The following is a 19,974-nucleotide window of genomic DNA, read 5'->3' as shown; positions in this document are numbered from 1 at the left end:
GAAAGTCGGACAAGGCCCCCAAATCAGGCAGGGCAGCGTATCTCGGGTGTCCCTCGGGCGCGTCGGCGGCCTCCAGATCCCAGGCCAGATCATGGGGCACAAAGACGCCAAACCCGCCCGCATCAATCATCGGGCGGACATCGGATTTCATTGAATTGCCAATCATCATGCCGCGGTCAGCGCCGCCAAAGCGCTCAAAGATGCGGGCGTAGACAACCGGGGTCTTGTCCGAAACAATCTCGACCCCATCAAACAGATCACCCAGACCGGACTGCGCCAGCTTGCGCTCCTGATCCAGCAGATCGCCCTTGGTGATCAACAGGACCGGGCCATGTTCCTTGGCGCGCGCCACCGCCTCGTCCGCGTGAGGCAACAGGTCGATGGGATGGCGCAGCATATCCTGACCAGCTGCGATCAGATCGCCAATGACATCTCCTGGCACCCGGTTTTCGGTCACCTCAAGGGCCGTTTCGATCATCGACAGGACAAAGCCTTTGACCCCAAACCCGTAGTGCCCAATGTTGCGCCGCTCTGCAGCCAGCAGTTGCGCGTCCAGATCGGGCACATCCACATGCGGGGCCAGCAACTCGGCAAACCGCTCCTGCGTCAGCTTGAACACACGCTCATTGTGCCACAGCGTGTCGTCCGCATCGAACGCTATACATGCCGTTTCAAAACCCATTCCGCTTTTTGTGACGCGACATTCCCGCGCCGCCCTCTTTCCTAAACACGCCCTTGCGTTATATAGGGTGATCCAAGCTCACCAAGAGATTCCCGTTTATGAGGACGCGCATGCAGTCTGACATGCACATGATGGCACCCAAGTCGGCAGGTCCGGCGGATGATGATGGCGATACAGCCGTCGTCACCGAAACCAAGCCCAAGACCAAGCGCCCACCGCTCTACAAGGTGCTGCTTTTGAACGACGATTACACGCCCATGGAATTCGTGGTGCATGTGTTGGAGCGGTTCTTTGGCCTCAATCACGCGCAGGCATTTGAAATCATGCTGACCGTGCACAAGAAAGGTCTCGCCGTTGTCGGTGTCTTCAGCCACGAGATTGCCGAGACCAAGGTGGGGCAGGTCATGGACTTTGCCCGCAGGCATCAGCACCCCCTGCAATGCACAATGGAAAAAGAGGAATAGGCTGCCTACGTGCTAGGTGATCGTCTGCCTCTGGCGCTCGATGCGATGGACGCATGGGGCGATGGCCCCGTGGCCGTTCTGCATCCGTCCGAGGATGCCGACCTGTCCGCACTGCCCAAGGACCGCGTGCACGTCGTGTCGCCCTTGGTCATGGTGTGCGACCGGTTTGAAAGGATGGGGTATTCCGTCTCGCCGGAGTTGCCCAAAGACACCCGCTTTGCCGCCTGCATCGTCTGCCTGACCCGCGCCCGGGCCGAGGCGCAGTCGCTCGTCGCAGCCGCCATGGCACAAACCGATGGCCCGGTGATCGTCGACGGGCAAAAGACTGACGGCGCAGATTCCATGTTAAAGGCGCTGCGCAAACGGGTCGAGGTGGGCGCTCCCATCTCCAAGGCGCATGGCAAGATCTACTGGATGGCCGGTGGTGCCGATCTATCCGATTGGGCTCGCGGCCCGGAACTGCATCCCGGTGGGTTCTGGACCGCGCCAGGGGTGTTCTCTGCTGACGGAGTCGATCCCGCGTCTGAAATGCTGGTTGGGGCATTGCCCGAAGCCATGGTTGGCACCGTCGCCGATCTGGGCGCAGGCTGGGGCTATCTCTCGGCGCATGTCCTGACCCGCGATGTCAAAACCGTACACCTTGTCGAAGCACATGACATGGCCCTGCAATGCGCCCGCCACAATGTGACGGACCCTCGCGCGCAATTCCACTGGGCAGACGCTACTGTATGGTCGCCCCCTGAAAAGGTGGATGCGGTCATCATGAACCCGCCCTTCCACAAGTCGCGCAGCGCCGATCCGTCCCTCGGGCGGGCCTTCATTGCCAATGCCGCGCGCATCCTGCGTCTCCACGGGGCGCTGTGGATGGTCGCCAACCGGCACCTGCCTTACGAAGATGCCCTTGCGTCCCATTTCACCAAAGTGGTTGATCTGGACGGCGATGCGCGGTTCAAACTGGTGCGGGCCGAACGGCCAAAGAAAAACAAGGGGTAGCCCCATGTCCTTTTCCATCAACGGCAAGACCGCGATCGTCACGGGCGCTGCCAACGGCATTGGCCTCGCGATCGCCCGGCATTTCGCGGATCGCGGCGCGAACGTGATGTGTGCTGACATGGATGAAAAGCGTCTGCACGAAGAGTTGGGCGATGTCGCAGAAGAGGGGAACATTCGCTACTTCGCTGGCGACCTGCGGCAGCGGCTGACCATCGCCAATCTTGTCTCAGCCACCATTGACGCCTTTGATCAGATCGACATCCTTGTGAATGCATCCCGTCAGGTCATGGAAACCGACGCGCTGGACCCCGAGGACACCTCGGTCGAAACCTTGCTCGAACAGAACCTGATGACGGCCCTGCGGCTGAGCCAGCAGGTGGCGCGACGCATGATCAAGCAGGCCAAGGACAATGAGGACGCAGCCTGTGTTGGGTCGATTATCAACCTCAGTTCAATTGCTGCGCATCAGACCCGTCCCGAGTTGCTTGGCTACTCCATTGCGTCTGCCGGTCTTGAGCAGATGACGCGGTCCATGGCCCTAGCGCTGGCACCGGAACGCATCCGTGTGAATGCAGTGGCCTTTGGGTCTGTCATGTCGGCCTCGCTCAAAGCGTCTGTTGCCGACAATCCCGACTGGCGTGACGAAATTGAAGGCCGCACCCCGCTCCATCGTATCGCCAGCCCGACGGAACTGGTGGATGCGGTGCAGTTCCTTGCCTCAGATGGATCCGGGTTCATGACCGGTGATGTGATGACCGTCGACGGGGGGCGCAGCTTGCTCGACCCGGTTGATGCGCCAGCACATTAGAGTTTGCGCTTGGCCCCGCGGGGACCGTTGGGCTAGAAAACTGTCAACCAAACAGGACAGTGCGTCATGACCGAACAGTTCGATAGCCAGAAAACCCGTGCCGCTGCGTGGTTCCGTCAATTGCGGGACGATATTGTAGCGGCCTTTGAAAAGTTGGAAGACACCCACGGCACTGGCCCGATGTCCGATGAGGCGCCGGGCCGCTTTGAAGTGACGGATACCAAGCGCACGTCCGACGATGGCTCGGACGCGGGCGGCGGGCTGATGAGCGTGATGCGCGGAGGCCGTGTGTTTGAGAAGGTTGGGGTGAATGTCTCGACCGTCTATGGCACCTTGGGCGAACGGGCGCAGAATGCCATGGCGGCCCGCAAGGGCATTCCGGGGATGAAGGATGATCCGCGGTTCTGGGCCTCGGGCATCAGCCTGGTTGCTCATATGCAGAACCCGCATTGCCCGGCGGTACACATGAACACGCGCATGTTCTGGACACCCCATGCTTGGTGGTTCGGAGGAGGGTCCGACCTGAACCCTTGCATCGAGTACGCGGATGACACGGCGCATTTCCACGCCCAGCAGAAGGCCCATCTGGATCCCCATGGGGACGCTCATTATCCGCGCCTCAAGGAGTGGGCGGACGAATACTTCTATATCCCACACCGGAACCGTGCGCGGGGTGTCGGGGGCATCTTCATGGATGACCACTGCACCGGCGACTGGGAGGCGGATTTTGCGCTCACCCAGGACATCGGGCGGGCCTTTTTGCCTGCGTATTTACCGCTGGTCGAGAAGCGCCGGGTGTTGGACTGGGATGAGGATCACAAGGACAAGCAGCTTGTGCATCGGGGGCTCTATGCCGAGTACAACCTGGTTTATGATCGGGGTACCAAGTTCGGGCTTGAGACGGGGCATGATGCCAACGCCGTGCTGATGTCCTTGCCACCTTTGGCGAAGTGGGTGTGATCTGTCCCCGCGGGGACAAGCTGTTCGCGGCCTTATCTGAAGATTAATCGATCTGTGAATGTGGCGTGTTTTCAGCGGCTTGAGTACCGCACGGTTTGAAATGCCTATTTTAACCCTGCGCGTGGCACTCTCGTGCCCGACGGGGCGCGGTTTTGTAAATGTCGGCGGCCGGCTCTGTTTGCGCGGTGCGCAAAGGCGCCCGCCCGCCGACCCGTTCAGCTTTTGAAACTTGCCAGGACGTTTTGAATGTCGAGGTCCGTGGCGCTGCCTGCGATCTGACCTGAGGGCGCGTGGATGCGGGTGTTGATGAACCCGTCTGCGACTGCAGAAGGCGCTTGGCGGATCAGAACGGCGGCCGCCAGAAGAAGCGCCGTGCGTTCGGCAAAGGCGCGCGCCTCGTGTTCGGCAGGTAGGGCGGGCCAGCGGGCGCAATGATCTTTGAGCGCTTGATCGTAGTGGGCATCCTGGCCGGTTGCATTGTCGAGGTCTGCCGTTAGAGCGTCACCGGCCTCTGGCTCGCGCGCCAATGTGCGCAGTATGTCGAGGCAGATCACGTTGCCGGACCCTTCCCAGATGCTGTTGAGGGGCGCTTCGCGATAGTACATTGGCATCGGGGTGTCTTCGACATAGCCCATGCCCCCAAGCACCTCCATCGCTTCGAGCGTCACGCGCTGGCAAAGTTTGTTGTTGAGGAATTTGGCGAGGGCCACCGCGATGCGGGCAAAGGGCCGCGCCGCCGGATCGTCGAACGCTTTGGCGACGTGCAGTCCGAGATGGGTCGCAGCCTGCCAGTCGAGGATCAGATCGGCGAGCACCGCTCCCATCAACGGCTGATCGATCAGCGTTTTCTGGAACGCACGCCGGTGCCGCGCCCAGTGCATCGCATGGGTCAGCGCGCCGCGCATCAACCCTGCGGGCGCGATGGCCGTGTCCAGACGCGTGTGATGCACCATTTCGATGATGGTCTGTACGCCGCGCCCCTCGTCGCCGAGCTGGTAGGCGAGGGCGTCATGATATTCGATCTCTGACGAGGCATTGGCCTTGTTGCCCAGCTTGTCCTTGAGCCGCATGAGGTGGATTGCGTTCCGGTCGCCCTCAAGCCAGCGTGGGACCAGAAAGCAGGTCAGCCCCTTGTCTGTTTGGGCAAGGGTCAGGAACCCGTCGGACATGGGGGCCGAGCAGAACCATTTGTGGCCCGTGAGCCGCCAGTGATCCCCATCCCGCGCAGCGCGTGTGGTGTTGGCGCGCACATCCGAACCACCCTGCTTCTCGGTCATGGCCATGCCAAGCGTCGCGGATGTTTTTTGATCGATTGGCAGGATGTTCGGGTCATAAGAGCGGGCTGTCAGCTTCGGCACCCAGATGGCGGCCAATCCCGCGTCCGCCTGCAAGGCGGGGATGGCTGCATAGGTCATGGTCAGCGGGCAGCAATGACCCGGCTCAACCTGGCTGGCCATGTAGACCATCGCGGCATGTTCCACGTGGCTGCCACCATCCCAGGCGGTGGCGGCGTAGCCTGCGCCTTGGCTAAGCGACATCATCTGGTGATAGGCCGGGTGAAACGAGACCTCGTCCAAGCGCCGCCCGCCTGTATCGAAGAGGGTCAGTTCCGGTAAATGCCGATTGGCCGCTTGTCCTGCTGCACGTGTGTCGGCCCGCCCCAACGCAGCGCCATACTCTGTCATGTGGTCGGGCGCGATCGTCACGAGAATAGGGTCGCCTGCAAACAGGTTCACATCACCCAGCGGGTCAGGCTGGTTTTCGACCTCATGTGTAGGCAGATGGCGGCGCGGTGTGGGCATGGTGCAAGCGTGCTGTTTTGCCCCTGAGTCGGTCAAGGCCAGACCGTGCTGGCATTCTGTTGTTAGGTTCCGCCCATTGGGGTTCTGCCCCCGGTCTGCGATCTCCCCCGAGGTTTATTTGGCAAAGTGAAATGGGATCAATGCCAGTCGAAGAAGCCGGGGCCTGCGGATTTCAGAAGGTCCTGGGCCAGGTCGGTGCCCATGGTTGCACCATCTGCGACGGGTCCCTGGCGGGTGCCGCTGATCGCGTCCGAGCCGTCCGGGCGCAGCACTTCGCCGGTGAGGGTGAGCGTGTTGCCGTCAAGCGTGGCGAGCCCGGCAATCGGTGTTTCACACGAACCGTCGAGCGTGAACAGGAACTGTCGTTCAGCTGTGAGGCGCTGGCCTGTCGGTGTGTCATGGATCGCCGAAAGCATTTCGGCTGTATTGGTGTCATCAATGCGCCGCTCGATCCCGATTGCGCCTTGAGCGATGGCGGGCAGCATGTCGGATGGTTCGATGGGTGTGGCTGGCACGTCGGTCATGTTCAGCCGGCTGAGGCCTGCGCTGGCAAGGAAGGTGCAGTCCGCCACGCCGTCTGCCAGTTTCTGGAGCCGGGTTTGTACGTTGCCGCGGAACTCGACCACATTCAGGTCGGGCCGCTTGTGCAGGAGTTGCGCCCGGCGGCGCAAGGACGAGGTGCCGACAGTGGCGCCTTCGGCCAGATCGGTGATCCTCGTCAGACTGTGCGACACAAAGGCGTCCCGCACATCTTCGCGCGGGAGGAACGTGTCGAGGATCAGGCCGTCCGGTTGGACGGTGGGCATGTCCTTTGTCGAGTGCACGGCGATGTCGATGCTGCCCTCGAGCAGTGCGTCCTCAATTTCCCGTGTGAACAGGCCCTTGTTTCCAATCTCTTTGAGCGGGCGGTCCGCGGCGATCATCGAGCGATTGTCGCCCGTCACCTTGATCACAACGATCTCGAAAGCCTCTTCCGGCAGGTCGAACGCACTGCTCAGACGCTGGCGCGTCTCATAGGCTTGGGCAAGGGCGAGGGGGGATCCGCGGGTTCCGATCTTGAGCGGGGCGGATGGAGTTGGTAGGCGCACGGTCATGACTTTATCTTTTAGATGTGTCAACTTATGTTGACAACTGGAAACGAAGAGACAGGGGCGTGTGTGATGAAAGATGGCGGGACCGGCAAGACCATTTTGCGGGCTTTGGCGGGTGAGGTGTTGCCGACGCCGCCCATCTGGATGATGCGGCAGGCGGGGCGTTACCTGCCTGAGTATCGCGCGACCCGTGCGCAGGCGGGGGATTTCCTGTCGCTATGCTACAATCCGGAGCTGGCCGCCGAGGTCACGTTGCAACCGATCCGTCGATATGGGTTCGATGCGGCCATTCTGTTTGCGGATATCCTGCTGGTGCCGCAGGCGCTGGGCGCGGATCTGTGGTTTGTGACCGGTGAGGGGCCGCGCCTGTCGACCATCACTGATCAGGCGGGTGTGGATGCGCTGAAGCCTGTGGATGACATTCACGAGACACTGAACCCTATCTACGAAACGGTGCGCATTCTGCGGCGAGAGTTGCCGGAGGAGACGACGCTGATTGGCTTTGCTGGCGCGCCGTGGACCGTGGCCACCTACATGATCGCCGGGCGCGGGACGCCAGATCAGGGACCGGCGCATGCGTTGATGCAGGGGAATGTTGTGGCCTTTGAGGCGCTGTTGGCGCGGATCACTGCGGCGACCATCGAATACCTTTCGGCTCAGATCGAGGCCGGGGCCGAGGTCGTGAAGATCTTTGACAGTTGGGCGGGGTCCTTGAAAGGTGAGGCGTTTCAGAAGTATGCCGTGGCACCTTGCGCCGAGATCACGACAGCGCTCAAGGCACGCTATCCCCACATTCCGGTCATCGGCTTCCCACGCGAGGCGGGCGACGGGTACATCGGGTTCCACAAGGCGACAGGTGTGGATTGCGTGGCGTTGGACAACTCGGTGTCGCCGGATTGGGCCGCGGCCAATGTGCAGATCAGCGGCTGTGTGCAGGGCAACCTGGCGTCCTCCCACATGGTGACGGGTGGTCAGGCCCTGGTGGACGAGACGCGGACCATTGTGCAGGCGTTTTCCAAGGGGCCGCACATCTTCAACCTGGGCCACGGGATCACGCCGGATGCGGACCCGGAGAATGTGGCGCTAATGATCGAAACGGTCCGGTCCACAAAGTCCTGATTTCTGTCTTGACGACTCTGAGGCGCTGGCATAGGTCACGCCTCCATGGCGCGGTAGCTCAGCTGGTTAGAGCGCTCGACTCATAATCGAGAGGTCGGGAGTTCAAGTCTCCCCCACGCCACCACACTCAAACGTTTCGGCGAAGTGACGGGCTCCACGCTTTAGACGGCCTGACGTACACGCACCGACTTTGGAGCGACTCTGGGTGCGGGACTCCAAGTCTTCCCCTACGCCACCGCCTTCACCTGTTTCGGTAGCTTCGACATCATGCCGAGTTAAGTCGACACTGCCGTTCGGTTCGGTGACGATAATGGCGGGTGCCAGCCCAAACCGGACATTAGACTAAGCCGGTTAGGTGACAGCGGCGCGGACAAGGCGGCCGTTGCCATCTGAACGTCGAATGACCCCTCTCGGGCGAGTTTGCCGCGAACGCTATGCCGCACGCGCACCATCCGAACCGGCAATGCTCCGCCCAGCGGTTTTTGAGAATGCGGTCAGTGGCTGTTGTGTCATGTTATTGCCCCGATGATCAGCGGTTGGGGACCAGATGGCAGATTGTCTGGCACGGGAGAATTGATTGAGTCAGCCTTCGTGACGCGCTCAAGCAACGCCTTCGGCAGGCGGTTCACCATGTTGATGAACATCGTCGGACCAGGTTGTATTTGCCTCCTCCACCCATTTGTTGTCCCCATCTTGAACCGCTGTCCAAATCTGTTCCAGGAGTTCTGTTTGAGCCTCTTTACCTAGCGGTGAAATGACTTCATGCATTGGAACGATCAAGGCTTGCGCCGCCAGCTCACAGTCGATCCGCGTCATGTTTTCAAGTGCTTCTGTGAGCCGTTCACGCTCATCCGAGAAGATTTCATTCAGCTTGTTCTGAACATCCAATTTGGCGTGGATCAGCGCTTCAATCTGGTCTTTGCGACTGGTCATCGACTTATCTGCAGCGCTCATTTTTTGTTCTCTTTCTCTCTACACGCGCCGACGGGCACGTCGTTTTCACTCAGCCCTCACAAATAACGACTATCACACTGGCCCCAGTTGAATGAGTGTTTCAGCCGCGATGGTTACGGTGTGGTAAACGAGCCGGTCATGCCCTGCTGAGTTTGCAGTTGAGCAACTACTAATGACCATCACAGCGGAGAGTGATGCAAAAGAGTGGATTTTCCCCCTACGCGGGAGTTTGGGTTCGTATATTCGGAGCCATGAATTCATTTGTCATTGTGGGGATGCTTATGGACACTAATCGATGGATCTTGAGTGCCATCCAGGACTTGCGAGAGATGGCCAGGCAGAACTCCTTGGTGGGCATCGCGGAGGCCTTGGACGGTGTTTACGACGTTGCAGAATTTGAGTTGGCTGCTTCTCTTGAAGGCACACCATCTGTCAGCAACACGCCTCTGCCAAGTCACCCGGAAAACGTGGTCTGCTTTCCTGAGAGGCGAATTAAACTGAAGAGATCACACTGAGTTCCGGTAATCAAGGAAGCGAGAGCAGGACGAAGCAATGCTACCAATAGGCGAACTCTCGCCTGCGTGATGTGTGTCTACCTTTGCGTTAAGATGTCGTTAAGCAATGCATGGCGGAGTTTACCCACCGTTTATGGAGGTAAACAGAATGTCTGCACAAGAATGGTTTGAGTTCAAAGTGATGGTTGCCGCAGAAGATGCCCGTAAGGCCGGCTACATCCAGACACACCTTGCCTTATTAGATGTTCTGCGAGCCTCTAGGTACAGTGAGCAGCGGATGATCGGGAGCTTGAGTAACAACTCTCGCGACCTCGCAGTGACCCCACTTGTTGAACAACAGGACCCTCAACCCCACCCTGGGTTAACCATCCAGTAACCAATACATCGTCTGGTTGTGGTACCACTCAACCCGGGGATTCGAAAATGCAAAAACATGACTGGCTCATAGAAGTATGCGATGAACTCATCCAGTACGCGATGAACAACCGGTTGCAGCACTTCGAGGACCAGTTGCAAAGAGCTATCGTCGCGGCGAAGCATGACATGCTGCTCGCGGCGTTGGATACTAGCTATGATGGGGAGGACAATGTTGTGGTCTTCAAACCCGCACTCACAGTACACCAGGGTGGCATGGCTATATCAGATGCCTGAACGGATTATGGACAACATCGCCAATGACAATCGGCGACCGAGCTGGTGCAAGCGCGTTTCGGCCTGCTTCATGTTGGCACTCGGCGCCACCATCACGGTTTTCAACTTGGCGCAGCGATACAATACCTGCTCTTATAGTGTTCCAAATCGACAAGGCGATTGTCTGATTTTGAATTCCATCCAAAGTTGAACGTAAACATCTGCTTTTAAACAAGAAAAATCCCCGCAACTCTTTTCCGGTTAATTGGGAATGGATATTTGGGTGGTGGGCGCGCAAGACTGGGACGCCCTTGAAGCGTTTTTTGTCGAGCAGGTTTTTGTGGACGGGTCAGCTGCCGCTGAGGAGGTAGTGGAAACATGCCGAACATTTCCTCATGCCTCAGTGCAGCTTATCGTCTTGGCATTCCCGGCGCTTCGCCACAATTCATGCGTGATGCAGCATTTGGGAAAATGGGCTCAAGGGGAAATCTGACCATTTTGGCCAGTTGACCGGTGGCAGCCCAAAGCGGTCATTGGATCTGGCCAGTCAGGTGACCGCAGAGCGGGACCAAGCGGACTTGTGCACTTGCAGCTATTGCTGGCGCAGCATTTGCTCGCACGCGCAGCATCGGATTTGGTTACGGCTCCGCGGGATCGTGAGAGCAGTCATTTGCATGAACCAGACAGTCTAAAACCGACGCTCTGATTTGTATTCCATTTACTCAAAAGTCGCAGATGCAGGAACTGAACGGGCGCTCGATTGTGCACGAACACCCATTACGCCGGGTCGGCGCAGGAAAGGTCTAGGATCTATATGTTCGCCAAACGGAAATACCGTTCGCTGAAGCAGACTAGAGGTCGATGCGCTCTGCGATGCTCAAGGCATCTTCCAACTCGACACCAAGATACCGGACTGTGCTGTCGACCTTGGTATGTCCAAGCAGCAGTTGCACGGCACGCAGGTTACCTGTCTTTCGATAAATCTCCGCTGCCTTGGTCCGGCGAAGTGAATGGGTGCCATATGCGCTCGGTTCAAGTCCGATCGCCTCTACCCAACCACGGACGAGGCGGCCATATTGGCGTGTCGAGAGATGTGGTCGGTCGTGGAAACGGCTTGGGAACATGAACCGACATGCAAGCATCGCGGGGGACTTGACCCAAGTCAGAACAGTTTCTCGCGTGTTTTCCGTAAGTTCGAACTGGACTGGACGCTTGGTTTTGCTCTGGATCACCGAAACTCGTTCCCGCACGCGACCGTCTTTGACTACATCCGCAACTGCGAGCTTTACCAGGTCACACCCGCGCAGTTTGCTGTCGATGGCGACGTTGAATAAGACCAAGTCACGAAGACTGTCTGAAAGCTCAAGCCGGGTACGGATTGCCCAAACCTGTTTTGGCAACAGTGGTCGTTTCTGACCGATGACCCGCCCTTTGTTCCAAGCTTTTCTTCTAGTAGCAACTGCAGGAAGTTGGACTCTTGGCATGACTTTCCCTCCGTTCCACCCTCCAAGCCCACTCCTCAGCACTGTGCTGACAGTGTGATTATACGAGCAGGCGCAACTACACGTTTGTAGACGCAGACTGAAACCACGACTCCTACTTAGGTGTTGGACCGAAATGAGCGGAATTGCCCGATGCTGAGCAGTGGACTGGGGCCCGAAGGCATTCCAAGCGGCAACGTCCAGATCGTTGCGATGGCTTGATGGCTGAAGGGCGTGATCTCTTGTCATCAATTGATGTTGGAGCATCTCGTGCAAGTTTTGTTCGCGTTTAGAGCGTATTTTGGTATGTTTTAGCGCGTGTTTTTTTGGCCCAAAGATCATGGCCAATGTCGTCTCTAGGTGCCGAGCCCTGGACCCGATCCGGTATGCAACTTGCGCACTGTCCAGTACGGAGGCGCACGTCGCGGGGAGACATCCGTTCAGACGCTGATCAGCGACGGCAGCGCTGGTCCAATTTTCACGAGGGCCCTTATTGCTGCCGCTACATTGGAAGAATAACAGTTTCTCCAGCCCAGAACGTACAACTCACCGAGATCTGCAGCATGTGATTATCCGCAGTCCTCATGCTCCTGTGTCAAAGACCTGACGGACGCCGCAATCATTTTTGTCGCCGTGAGAGCAGGGTTTGATCTGTGTCATGGACGGGATGATAGGCGCGCTTCAAAAGGCCTTCACAATACTGGATTTCAGACCCCGCAATGCTGAGCCGGAACGCAGATAAACACCTATTTGGAGCACCACATGTCGAGTGCATCTGAACAGATGCGTTGGAGGGACAGACCCGCGCTGTTTTCCTACGGGTTTCGGCCTTTCTTTCTTGCTGCGGCAGTTTGGGCGGCCGCCTCCATGTGTCTATGGTTGCTTGTCTTGAGCGGTACATTGAGCCTGCCCTCGGCGTTCGACACGGTGTCTTGGCATGCCCATGAATTCCTGTTCGGATACCTTGGCGCGGTTATTGCCGGTTTCATGATGACGGCTGTACCGAATTGGACGGGACGCGCACCCATCGTGGGGTGGCCGCTTGCCGGGCTTGTTGGTCTTTGGCTTGCGGGACGCTTGGCGGTCCTCGTGTCTGCGGCGCTACCGCCGGTTTGGGTTGCAGCAGTTGACGTGAGCTTTGCCATCTTCCTCGGGCTCGCGATGACGCGAGAGATCATCGCAGGCAGGAATTGGCGCAATCTGATGATCGTGGGACTTCTGGCGGTTTTCATTGCGGCGAACGTCATCTTCCACTGGGACGCGGGACAGGGGGCCTATGCCGCACAAGGCTTTGGTTTCCGTCTGGGCCTTGCCACGGCGTTGGTTCTTGTGGCGTTGATCGCTGGACGGATTGTGCCAACTTTCACGCGCAATTGGCTGGCCAAGCGAGAGGCAAGCCGACTGCCAACGCAGCCCATGCGAGGCTTTGATCGACTGGCTCTCGCTGCGTTGGTCGTGGCGCTGGTCTTGTGGGTTTGTCTGCCCTTGCATGCGCTCACCGGCTTTGCGCTTTTGGGGGTCGGTATTCTGCACGCCATCCGGCTTTGGCGCTGGCGGGGGATCGACACCGGGTCGGAGCCATTGATTTGGGTGCTGCACCTGGCGTACCTGTTCTTGCCGCTTGGGGCGGTGTTGGAGGGGGTTTCGGTCATCAGGCCCGACGTGCTGGGCACGGCTCCGGCGTTGCATGTCTGGATGGTTGGTGCTCTCGGGTTGATGACGATTGCCGTCATGACACGTGCCACATTGGGTCATACCGGCCAGCCGCTTGTGGCAAGCGCAGGGACCCAGGCGCTCTATTGGATGCTGGTTGGCTCCGTCCTTTGCCGGGTTCTGGCAGGCATCTGGCCCGAGGCCGCAAGCCTGCTTTACACAGTGTCGGGGCTGCTTTGGGTGGGCACGTTTGGCGGGTTTGCCGTTCTGTACGGGCCGCTTTTGCTGCGCCCGAGGCGTCAGGCGTGATCACGGGGTGGAGCGGTTTTATCGTCGCATTCGTGGCGTTTTTTGTCAGCCACTCTGTGCCGTTGCGACCGCCTGTGAAGCCCAGGCTTGTTGCGCGCCTGGGCGCGCGGGGGTTTACAGCCACGTATTCGATCCTGTCGCTGGCCATGCTTGGTTGGTTGATCGTCGCGGCACGCAATGCCCCCTATGTTCCCCTGTGGCTCTGGTCACCGTGGCAGGCGCACATCGCGCTCATCGTCATGCTGCTGGTCTGTGTCATTCTGTGCTTCAGTATCGCGGTTCCCAACCCGTTTTCGTTTGGCGGGGCACGAAATGATACCTTTGATCCGATGCAACCCGGCATTGTCCGCTGGACACGGCATCCGCTTCTGGTCACCCTCGCGCTGTGGGCCGGGTCGCACCTGCTGGCAAACGGGGATTTGGCCCATGTGATCCTTTTTGGGCTGTTCGCTGGCTTTGCCCTTCTTGGCGGGCGGATGGTCGACCGTCGAAGACAGCGCGAGATGGGCGAAGACTGGGTCACCTTGCAGCAAAAGATGCACCGGTCTGAGCGGTTCCGCTTGACCTTGTCACGAGCAGCAGCGATCCGACTGAGCGCCGCCATCGCGCTGTACATCACTCTCCTTCTGCTTCACCCAGTCGTGCTTGGGGTCAGCCCGCTTCCGTAGCCAAGAGCCTGTTTGCGATAGATCAACGACATGACAGATCGTTCCTCATACGGTTCCCGGGTCGAGAACCTTGGGAGGAGGCGTCTGCGATGGAAGACAATCTCGAAACGACAATCGGTGCATTTGAGAAGCGTATGGCCTTGCGGCGTCGGATGCTACGGATCACTGGTGTGGAAATGCCGCGCAACCCCACAACGCCGGACCAGGAGAACCTGATCCGATACAGCGTAGAGAGTTGTATGAAGTGCAAGTCAGCCGACTACTGCGCTGTATGGCTTGAAGCAGTTGAAGAAGGAGTGGATCCGCCAGAATTCTGCCCGAATGCAGAGATGATGCGAGAGCTCAAGAAAGCGGAGTGTGCTGGGTAGAGATACTTTTTTTTCCGTTCCGGAGCTTTATGCTTTTCGAAGGCAACAAAGGGATCGCCTTTAGTCCAAATCTTCAATCCACGTTTTCGCCGCAACCGCGCGGGGAAGACCAAGCGGCCCAATCGCCAGCATCGCAACCTGCAAAAGCGCCTCTTTCTCAATGCCTTCAGCTTTTGCACGCCGCGTATGGGAGTGTACTGCGCCCTCTGAACCTGCGCCGACCGACAAGGCGAGTTTTACCAAACGACGCTCGCGATCAGACAGCGGTCCGCAGTCTGCGGACGCGCGACCAAGCATCTGGTAAGCGTTCCAGATGTGGGGAAATTCTTCGGCGAGATCACCGGCGGCACCAGGCATTTTGTCGGACATGCATCTTCCTTACGTAGAATAGTCGTCAATGAGAGAGCTGGGTTTTGCGAATTTCTCCAGGTCCGTCTGATCCGAGATGGTTACGTGATTTCCGTTCACGCTCACGCCGTAGGATTGCAGGCTCTTGAAGGCGCGGCTCAGGTTTTCTGGCGTCATGCCAAGCATTGAGGCGAGACGGCGTTTTTCGATCGGCAGGACGAATTCTGCTTGTCTGTCGGCGCGCTTCTGTAGTCGCAGGAGGTAGTTTGCCAACCGCTCAAGCGACGTTCGCAGTTTTAGGTCTTTGGTATTCTTGACAACCGACCGGTAGCATTGCGCCAGTTCGGTCACGACGTTTCTGGCGAATTTCGCGTCGATATCAAATACGGCCCTGACATCTTGGCTGGGAATAAGGGCGATGCGGCTCTTTTCCAGCGTGCGCGCGGACATCAGATACGGCGCATCCTTGATCGTCGCTGCGAGTATGAATGTCGACACCGGGCGGACTGTCGCCATCGACGTCTCACGGTTGTTCCAGCACGAGAAGAGTTCGACCGATCCGGACAGGACGATATGCAGAAAGTCGCTTGGGTCTCCTTCCTCGATCAGGTCGATCTGTGGTGGAAAGTTCTGGACGTAGGATCCTCTCATGAGCGCGAGAAAGTTCTCGTCACTCATCTCTGCAAAAATATGCAGACCGCGAACATCCGAAAGTTCCGAGTCGGGCATCCCAAGGTACACCTACTTACTCCATTTGATTTATGTGGCTCAATGTCTTGATTAATGTCAATCAAAGAATTGATAAATTCCGGGCACACGTTTGATGCTGCACTGCAACCGAAATGACAAATCTTGATAAGCCATTTATTTCAATACACTTTTCACCGCATTTTGATCCAGATCAACAGAAAACACCACTCACACGATCACACAGGTCTCAACGCGCAAGGTGCCCGTTTCTGGGCACGCGAGAACGGAGGGACCTATGGAAATCATGCTTGCGTACGACCATTCGCGCAACGCGCGAATTGCGCTGGACGCAATTCAACAGATGTTCGGACCGCTCAAACCTAGCGTCACGCTGGTGTCTGTCGTTGAGGATATCGGCAGCGCCACATCGGGTGCGGACGAACTTTTTACCGAACAGTATCAGGAACAGAAAGCGGGCGTCGAAGCGGCGGCCGCCGAATTGATGGCGGCAGGCTATGACGCGAAAGTCATGCTGGCCGAAGGCGATGCCCGCAAGATGATCTTGCGCGCCACAGAGGAGCGTCAGCCGGACCTTTTGGTTATGGCGCGTCATTCGCATCAAGCTGATGGCGGGGCTTTGGGGTTCATCACGCGCAAGCTCGATGCCATCGCCGAGGAATTTGACCACATGACCTTCGGGTCTGTTTCCGCGTTTCTCGCGCGTCGCGTGAAATGCCCGATCCTCATCATTCCAACCCACGTCCCCGCATCTTCGATGCAGGCGGCCGAATAAACCCGGGGGACATCAACGATGAAAATCTCAACTCTGTTCCGGGTTCAGGATCGCGCCATTCGCGCGCTCCATCTGACCTGGATTGCGTTCTTTATTACCTTCTATGTCTGGTTCAACATGGCCCCGCTCGCATCTTCGATGCTGGCCGCCAATGACTGGTTGACCCGAGACGATATCAAGCTTTTCGCCATCGCCAACGTGGCGTTGACGATCCCTGCGCGGATCCTCGTGGGATTGGCGCTGGACAAATACGGACCTCGCCGGGTCTTCTCGATTCTGATGGTCGTGATGGCCGTGCCGACGCTGTTCTTCGCCTTTGGCGACACCAAGATGCAGCTTTTCGTTTCGCGTCTGATCATGTCGTCGGTGGGCGCGGGTTTTGTGGTTGGTATCCACATGACCGCGCTGTGGTTCAAACCGCGTGACATCGGTTTTGCCGAAGGCTTCTATGCCGGTTGGGGCAACTTCGGGTCCGCCGCCGCTGCCCTTACTATCCCGACCATCGCCCTGAACATCTTTGGTGGCGATGACGGCTGGCGCTATGCGATTGCCATGTCGGGCATCGTTATGGCGGCGTATGGCGTCTTCTATTGGTTCGCCATCACAGATGGCCCCAACCCCGACACCCACAAGAAGGCCAAGGGCTCTGCCCTCGAAGTGTCAACCTATAGGGACCTGGCGTTGCTGGTGATCTTCACCGTGCCGCTGATCGGAATCTTGTCGATCCTCATCTACCGCGTGCAGATGATGGGCTATATCGACGGCTTCGTTGCAACCATCTGCTATGCCTCGATCGCGACCTTGGTCGTCTATCAGGTCTGGCAAGTGCTGCGCACCAACCTACCAATCCTGCGCCAAGGCGTTCCTGAAGACGACAAGTATCCGTTCAGCTCGGTTGCGGCCCTCAACACCACCTACTTTGCCAACTTCGGTGCAGAGCTGGCCGTGGTGTCGATGCTGCCGATGTTCTTCCAGGAAACCTGGGGTCTGACCCCGGTAGTGGCAGGTCTGATTGCGGCATCCTTCGCCTTCATCAACCTTGTTGCGCGTCCAATGGGTGGTCTTGTGTCCGACCGCATGGGCAACCGCCGCTTCGTGATGCTGGCCTACATGATCGGTATCGCCATCGGCTTTGCCCTGATGGGTCTACTCAACAGCTCCTGGCCTCTGATCATCGCGATTGCCATCACCATCGCCTGCTCGTTCTTTGTGCAGGGGGCGGAAGGTGCAACCTTCGGGATCATCCCGTCGATCAAACGTCGCGTCACCGGCCAGATCGCGGGTATGGCCGGAGCATACGGCAACGTCGGCGCGGTCTTCTACCTCTTCATCTTCACCTTCGTCGACACACAGACCTTCTTCTTCATCATCGCCTCAGGTGCTCTGATCTCGTGGATCGTCTGTTTCTTCTGGCTGAAGGAACCCGAAGGCGGCTTTGGCGAAGAATACGTCCTCAGCTCGGTTGACCAGGCCATCGCGGCCGAGGCTGTGCGCAAGAAAGAGGCCGAAGCCGAACTCGCCCTGATTTTCGAAGGCTCCGAGAAGGTTGCGCTTGCCGAGAGGGGCCATGGGCTGACCGTGACTGCCCGCTTCAAGGACCTTGATGACCTAAAGGCCGCGTTGGCCCGGCTTGGCCCTAACGGCAAGCAGCAACCGGCCGAATGAATGCATGGCCGGTCGGGCAGCGTGTTCCGACCGGCCCCCCGAAACCGCCAATACGGGAGGATTGACCCATGGCGATAGCAAACACTTCAAATGACAGTAGCCGTCACGTGTTGACGGACTGGCGTCCCGAAGACCCCCAGTTTTGGGCCGAAAAGGGCAAGGCCATTGCAACCCGAAATCTGTGGATCTCGATCCCGAACCTGCTCATGGCCTTCTCGGTCTGGATGGTTTGGTCGGTCGTCGTGGCCAAGATGCCTGCCATTGGCTTCGATTTCTCGGTCGGAGAGCGCTTCTGGCTGGCGGCTTTGCCGGGCCTGTCCGGTGCGACGCTGCGTATATTCTACAGCTTCGTTATTCCGGTATTCGGTGGTCGCCGCTGGACGGCAATCTCTACTGCTTCACTCTTGTTGCCGGCTCTCGGCATCGGCTTCGCGGTGCAAAACCCCGAAACGTCATACTTCACCTTCCTGATCCTGGCGCTGATGTGCGGCTTTGGCGGCGGTAACTTCGCCTCGTCCATGGCCAACATCGCATACTTCTATCCCAAGAAAGTCAAAGGGCAGGCCCTGGCAATGAATGCAGGCCTGGGAAACCTTGGCGTCTCTGTGATGCAGTTCCTCGTTCCTGTTGTCATCACCATGGGCGTCTTCGGTGCCTTGGGTGGTGAGCCGCAAACCCTGTCGGACGGTGGTCAGCTCTTTATCCAGAACGCAGGCTTTATCTGGGTGCCATTCCTGATTGTCGGGACCATCGCGGCCTGGTTTGGCATGAATGACATTGCCGACGCAAAGGCCAGCGTGGGCGAGCAGATGTCGATCCTGAAGCGCTACCACAACTGGGTGATGTGCGTGCTCTATGTCGGCACATTCGGGTCCTTCATTGGCTATGCTGCGGGCTTTCCGCTGCTGATGAAAACGCAGTTCCCCGAAGTGGACGTGTTGAAATACGCCTTCCTCGGTCCGCTCGTCGGCGCATTGAGCCGCTCGGCCACGGGCTGGATCTCTGACAAGTTCGGCGGCGGCAAAGTGACCTTCTGGGTGTTCCTGGGCATGATCGCGGCCGTTTACGGCGTGATCACCTTCCTGCCGTCGACACCTGAGGCGGCGGACGGCAGCTTCTGGGGCTTCTTCGCCTGCTTCATGGCGCTCTTCTTCCTGACCGGTGTGGGCAATGCCTCTACCTTCCAGATGATCCCGTCGATCATGAAGCAGGAAATCCCGCGCCTGATGCCGCGCCTCGAAGCGGTCAACATGCAGCGGACCATCGAGCGCGAGAGTGCGGCGATCATCGCCTTCACTTCGGCCATCGCGGCCTATGGCGCCTTCTTCATCCCCAAAAGCTACGGCACGTCGATTGCGATGACCGGTGCCCCGCATGGCGCGCTTTGGACCTTCCTTGGGTTCTATGCGGTCTGCGCCGTGATCACCTGGGTCTACTACAGCCGCAAGAACGCGCCCGTTCCCTGCTGATCCACTGACCAAACTCTGCGCCGGGTCTGTCCGGCGCAGGGGCAGCCAATAGGAGACAATTCCATGAGCCACCTGCTCGACAGATTGAACTTCCTCCAGTCCAACAAGCTGGAAGAGTTCGCCAACGGCCACGGTCAGGTCACGAACGAAGACCGCGGCTGGGAAGATACCCACAGAAATCGCTGGCGCCACGACAAGGTGGTCCGCTCGACCCACGGGGTGAACTGCACCGGGTCTTGTTCCTGGAAGATCTACGTGAAGTCCGGGATCGTGACCTGGGAGACGCAGCAGACCGACTACCCGCGCACACGGCCGGACCTGCCGAACCACGAACCGCGCGGCTGTGCGCGGGGGGCGTCCTACAGCTGGTATCTCTATTCTGCGAACCGGGTGAAGAACCCGCTCATTCGTGGTCGGCTGATGAAGATCTGGCGCGAAATGCGCAAGACCAAGACGCCGATCGAGGCGTGGACCGCGATCCAGAACGATCCGATCCTGCGCAATTCCTACAC

Annotated in this window: 20 protein-coding genes, 1 tRNA gene and 1 pseudogene; 15 read left to right on the top strand and 7 right to left on the bottom strand. The window is 58.5% G+C overall.

The window, feature by feature from the left end:
• A partial coding sequence (locus AC6RA8_RS14200; protein WP_500353390.1) for an HAD family hydrolase occupies positions 1-682 on the bottom strand: 682 nt, incomplete at its 3' end.
• 110 nt (positions 683-792) lie between these two features.
• Here AC6RA8_RS14200 and clpS point away from each other — a divergent pair.
• From clpS to hemF, 4 genes are all read left to right on the top strand, one after another.
• Complete coding sequence (gene clpS / locus AC6RA8_RS14195; RefSeq protein ID WP_189368128.1) at positions 793-1,146, top strand: ATP-dependent Clp protease adapter ClpS; 354 nt, start codon at positions 793-795, stop codon at positions 1,144-1,146.
• Between the two features lie 9 nt (positions 1,147-1,155).
• Complete coding sequence (locus AC6RA8_RS14190) at positions 1,156-2,139, top strand: class I SAM-dependent methyltransferase (protein ID WP_500353389.1); 984 nt, start codon at positions 1,156-1,158, stop codon at positions 2,137-2,139.
• 4 nt (positions 2,140-2,143) lie between these two features.
• The gene (locus tag AC6RA8_RS14185) at positions 2,144-2,947 is read left to right on the top strand and encodes an SDR family NAD(P)-dependent oxidoreductase (RefSeq protein ID WP_500353388.1); all 804 of its coding nucleotides are present in this window, start codon (positions 2,144-2,146) and stop codon (positions 2,945-2,947) included.
• 66 nt (positions 2,948-3,013) lie between these two features.
• Positions 3,014-3,907: an oxygen-dependent coproporphyrinogen oxidase gene (gene hemF / locus AC6RA8_RS14180; RefSeq protein WP_500353387.1), complete on the top strand. Its 894-nt coding sequence runs from the start codon at positions 3,014-3,016 to the stop codon at positions 3,905-3,907.
• 215 nt (positions 3,908-4,122) lie between these two features.
• On the opposite strand, the gene AC6RA8_RS14175 is transcribed toward hemF, so the two are convergent.
• Both AC6RA8_RS14175 and hemC read right to left on the bottom strand, forming a co-directional pair.
• The gene (locus AC6RA8_RS14175; protein WP_500353386.1) at positions 4,123-5,709 is read right to left on the bottom strand and encodes an acyl-CoA dehydrogenase family protein; all 1,587 of its coding nucleotides are present in this window, start codon (positions 5,707-5,709) and stop codon (positions 4,123-4,125) included.
• 137 nt (positions 5,710-5,846) lie between these two features.
• A complete protein-coding gene (gene hemC / locus AC6RA8_RS14170; RefSeq protein WP_500353385.1) occupies positions 5,847-6,803 on the bottom strand; it encodes a hydroxymethylbilane synthase in 957 nt (318 codons plus the stop codon).
• 66 nt (positions 6,804-6,869) lie between these two features.
• On the opposite strand from hemC, the gene hemE reads away from it, so the two are divergent.
• Together hemE and AC6RA8_RS14160 are read left to right on the top strand one after the other, a co-directional pair.
• The gene (gene hemE, locus AC6RA8_RS14165) at positions 6,870-7,919 is read left to right on the top strand and encodes a uroporphyrinogen decarboxylase (RefSeq protein WP_500353384.1); all 1,050 of its coding nucleotides are present in this window, start codon (positions 6,870-6,872) and stop codon (positions 7,917-7,919) included.
• 47 nt (positions 7,920-7,966) lie between these two features.
• Positions 7,967-8,043: transfer RNA gene (locus AC6RA8_RS14160), tRNA-Met, on the top strand.
• A gap of 476 nt (positions 8,044-8,519) precedes the next feature.
• Here AC6RA8_RS14160 and AC6RA8_RS14155 read toward each other — a convergent pair.
• Complete coding sequence (locus tag AC6RA8_RS14155) at positions 8,520-8,873, bottom strand: hypothetical protein (protein ID WP_500353383.1); 354 nt, start codon at positions 8,871-8,873, stop codon at positions 8,520-8,522.
• 938 nt (positions 8,874-9,811) lie between these two features.
• On the opposite strand from AC6RA8_RS14155, the gene AC6RA8_RS14150 reads away from it, so the two are divergent.
• Positions 9,812-10,039, top strand: coding sequence for a hypothetical protein (locus AC6RA8_RS14150; protein ID WP_500353382.1), 228 nt, complete (start codon positions 9,812-9,814; stop codon positions 10,037-10,039).
• A 250-nt stretch (positions 10,040-10,289) separates the two neighbouring features.
• Complete coding sequence (locus AC6RA8_RS14145; protein ID WP_500353381.1) at positions 10,290-10,511, top strand: hypothetical protein; 222 nt, start codon at positions 10,290-10,292, stop codon at positions 10,509-10,511.
• A gap of 358 nt (positions 10,512-10,869) precedes the next feature.
• On the opposite strand, the gene AC6RA8_RS14140 is transcribed toward AC6RA8_RS14145, so the two are convergent.
• Positions 10,870-11,502: a tyrosine-type recombinase/integrase gene (locus AC6RA8_RS14140; RefSeq protein WP_500353380.1), complete on the bottom strand. Its 633-nt coding sequence runs from the start codon at positions 11,500-11,502 to the stop codon at positions 10,870-10,872.
• 759 nt (positions 11,503-12,261) lie between these two features.
• On the opposite strand from AC6RA8_RS14140, the gene AC6RA8_RS14135 reads away from it, so the two are divergent.
• The 3 genes from AC6RA8_RS14135 (at position 12,262) to AC6RA8_RS14125 (ending at position 14,497) form a co-directional block, all read left to right on the top strand.
• The gene (locus AC6RA8_RS14135; protein ID WP_500353379.1) at positions 12,262-13,461 is read left to right on the top strand and encodes an NnrS family protein; all 1,200 of its coding nucleotides are present in this window, start codon (positions 12,262-12,264) and stop codon (positions 13,459-13,461) included.
• Positions 13,458-14,129, top strand: a complete 672-nt coding sequence (locus AC6RA8_RS14130; RefSeq protein WP_500353378.1) for an NnrU family protein — start codon at positions 13,458-13,460, stop codon at positions 14,127-14,129. The genes AC6RA8_RS14135 and AC6RA8_RS14130 overlap by 4 nt, the downstream gene beginning before the upstream one ends.
• An 89-nt stretch (positions 14,130-14,218) precedes the next feature.
• On the top strand, positions 14,219-14,497 hold the full coding sequence (locus AC6RA8_RS14125; protein ID WP_500353377.1) for a DUF6455 family protein: 279 nt from the start codon (positions 14,219-14,221) through the stop codon (positions 14,495-14,497).
• Positions 14,498-14,557: 60 nt separating this feature from the next.
• Here the strand turns inward: AC6RA8_RS14125 and AC6RA8_RS14120 are convergent, their stop codons facing one another.
• Positions 14,558-14,866, bottom strand: coding sequence for a carboxymuconolactone decarboxylase family protein (locus tag AC6RA8_RS14120; protein WP_500353376.1), 309 nt, complete (start codon positions 14,864-14,866; stop codon positions 14,558-14,560).
• A 9-nt stretch (positions 14,867-14,875) separates the two neighbouring features.
• Positions 14,876-15,574 (bottom strand): helix-turn-helix domain-containing protein, encoded by a 699-nt coding sequence (locus AC6RA8_RS14115; RefSeq protein ID WP_500353375.1) that lies wholly within the window; start codon positions 15,572-15,574, stop codon positions 14,876-14,878.
• Positions 15,575-15,830: 256 nt separating this feature from the next.
• Between AC6RA8_RS14115 and AC6RA8_RS14110 the strand changes: the two genes are divergently transcribed.
• From AC6RA8_RS14110 to narZ, 4 genes and pseudogenes are all read left to right on the top strand, one after another.
• Positions 15,831-16,328, top strand: coding sequence for a universal stress protein (locus AC6RA8_RS14110; RefSeq protein ID WP_500353374.1), 498 nt, complete (start codon positions 15,831-15,833; stop codon positions 16,326-16,328).
• 18 nt (positions 16,329-16,346) lie between these two features.
• Positions 16,347-17,993 (top strand): MFS transporter, encoded by a 1,647-nt coding sequence (locus tag AC6RA8_RS14105; RefSeq protein ID WP_500353373.1) that lies wholly within the window; start codon positions 16,347-16,349, stop codon positions 17,991-17,993.
• A 68-nt stretch (positions 17,994-18,061) separates the two neighbouring features.
• Entirely contained in the window at positions 18,062-19,462 is a 1,401-nt protein-coding gene (locus AC6RA8_RS14100) for a NarK family nitrate/nitrite MFS transporter (protein ID WP_500353372.1), read from the top strand.
• Positions 19,463-19,525: 63 nt separating this feature from the next.
• Positions 19,526-19,974 (top strand): annotated as a pseudogene (gene narZ / locus AC6RA8_RS14095) (nitrate reductase subunit alpha); the annotation flags it as partial.

The sequence above is a fragment of the Tateyamaria sp. genome, assembly GCF_059783535.1.
Note: the sequence above shows the minus strand (reverse complement) of the source record. Positions and strands in the feature narration are given on the sequence as shown.

What these genes read in the sequence shown, in the direction of transcription:
- clpS (WP_189368128.1), top strand. Translation starts at nt 793, where the DNA reads ATGCAGTCTGACATGCACATGATGGCACCCAAGTCGGCAGGTCCGGCG.
- AC6RA8_RS14185 (WP_500353388.1), top strand. Translation starts at nt 2,144, where the DNA reads ATGTCCTTTTCCATCAACGGCAAGACCGCGATCGTCACGGGCGCTGCC.
- hemF (WP_500353387.1), top strand. Translation starts at nt 3,014, where the DNA reads ATGACCGAACAGTTCGATAGCCAGAAAACCCGTGCCGCTGCGTGGTTC.
- AC6RA8_RS14175 (WP_500353386.1), bottom strand. Translation starts at nt 5,709, where the DNA reads ATGCCCACACCGCGCCGCCATCTGCCTACACATGAGGTCGAAAACCAG.
- hemC (WP_500353385.1), bottom strand. Translation starts at nt 6,803, where the DNA reads ATGACCGTGCGCCTACCAACTCCATCCGCCCCGCTCAAGATCGGAACC.
- hemE (WP_500353384.1), top strand. Translation starts at nt 6,870, where the DNA reads ATGAAAGATGGCGGGACCGGCAAGACCATTTTGCGGGCTTTGGCGGGT.
- AC6RA8_RS14155 (WP_500353383.1), bottom strand. Translation starts at nt 8,873, where the DNA reads ATGAGCGCTGCAGATAAGTCGATGACCAGTCGCAAAGACCAGATTGAA.
- AC6RA8_RS14150 (WP_500353382.1), top strand. Translation starts at nt 9,812, where the DNA reads ATGCAAAAACATGACTGGCTCATAGAAGTATGCGATGAACTCATCCAG.
- AC6RA8_RS14145 (WP_500353381.1), top strand. Translation starts at nt 10,290, where the DNA reads ATGGATATTTGGGTGGTGGGCGCGCAAGACTGGGACGCCCTTGAAGCG.
- AC6RA8_RS14140 (WP_500353380.1), bottom strand. Translation starts at nt 11,502, where the DNA reads ATGCCAAGAGTCCAACTTCCTGCAGTTGCTACTAGAAGAAAAGCTTGG.
- AC6RA8_RS14135 (WP_500353379.1), top strand. Translation starts at nt 12,262, where the DNA reads ATGTCGAGTGCATCTGAACAGATGCGTTGGAGGGACAGACCCGCGCTG.
- AC6RA8_RS14125 (WP_500353377.1), top strand. Translation starts at nt 14,219, where the DNA reads ATGGAAGACAATCTCGAAACGACAATCGGTGCATTTGAGAAGCGTATG.
- AC6RA8_RS14120 (WP_500353376.1), bottom strand. Translation starts at nt 14,866, where the DNA reads ATGTCCGACAAAATGCCTGGTGCCGCCGGTGATCTCGCCGAAGAATTT.
- AC6RA8_RS14115 (WP_500353375.1), bottom strand. Translation starts at nt 15,574, where the DNA reads ATGCCCGACTCGGAACTTTCGGATGTTCGCGGTCTGCATATTTTTGCA.
- AC6RA8_RS14110 (WP_500353374.1), top strand. Translation starts at nt 15,831, where the DNA reads ATGGAAATCATGCTTGCGTACGACCATTCGCGCAACGCGCGAATTGCG.
- AC6RA8_RS14105 (WP_500353373.1), top strand. Translation starts at nt 16,347, where the DNA reads ATGAAAATCTCAACTCTGTTCCGGGTTCAGGATCGCGCCATTCGCGCG.
- AC6RA8_RS14100 (WP_500353372.1), top strand. Translation starts at nt 18,062, where the DNA reads ATGGCGATAGCAAACACTTCAAATGACAGTAGCCGTCACGTGTTGACG.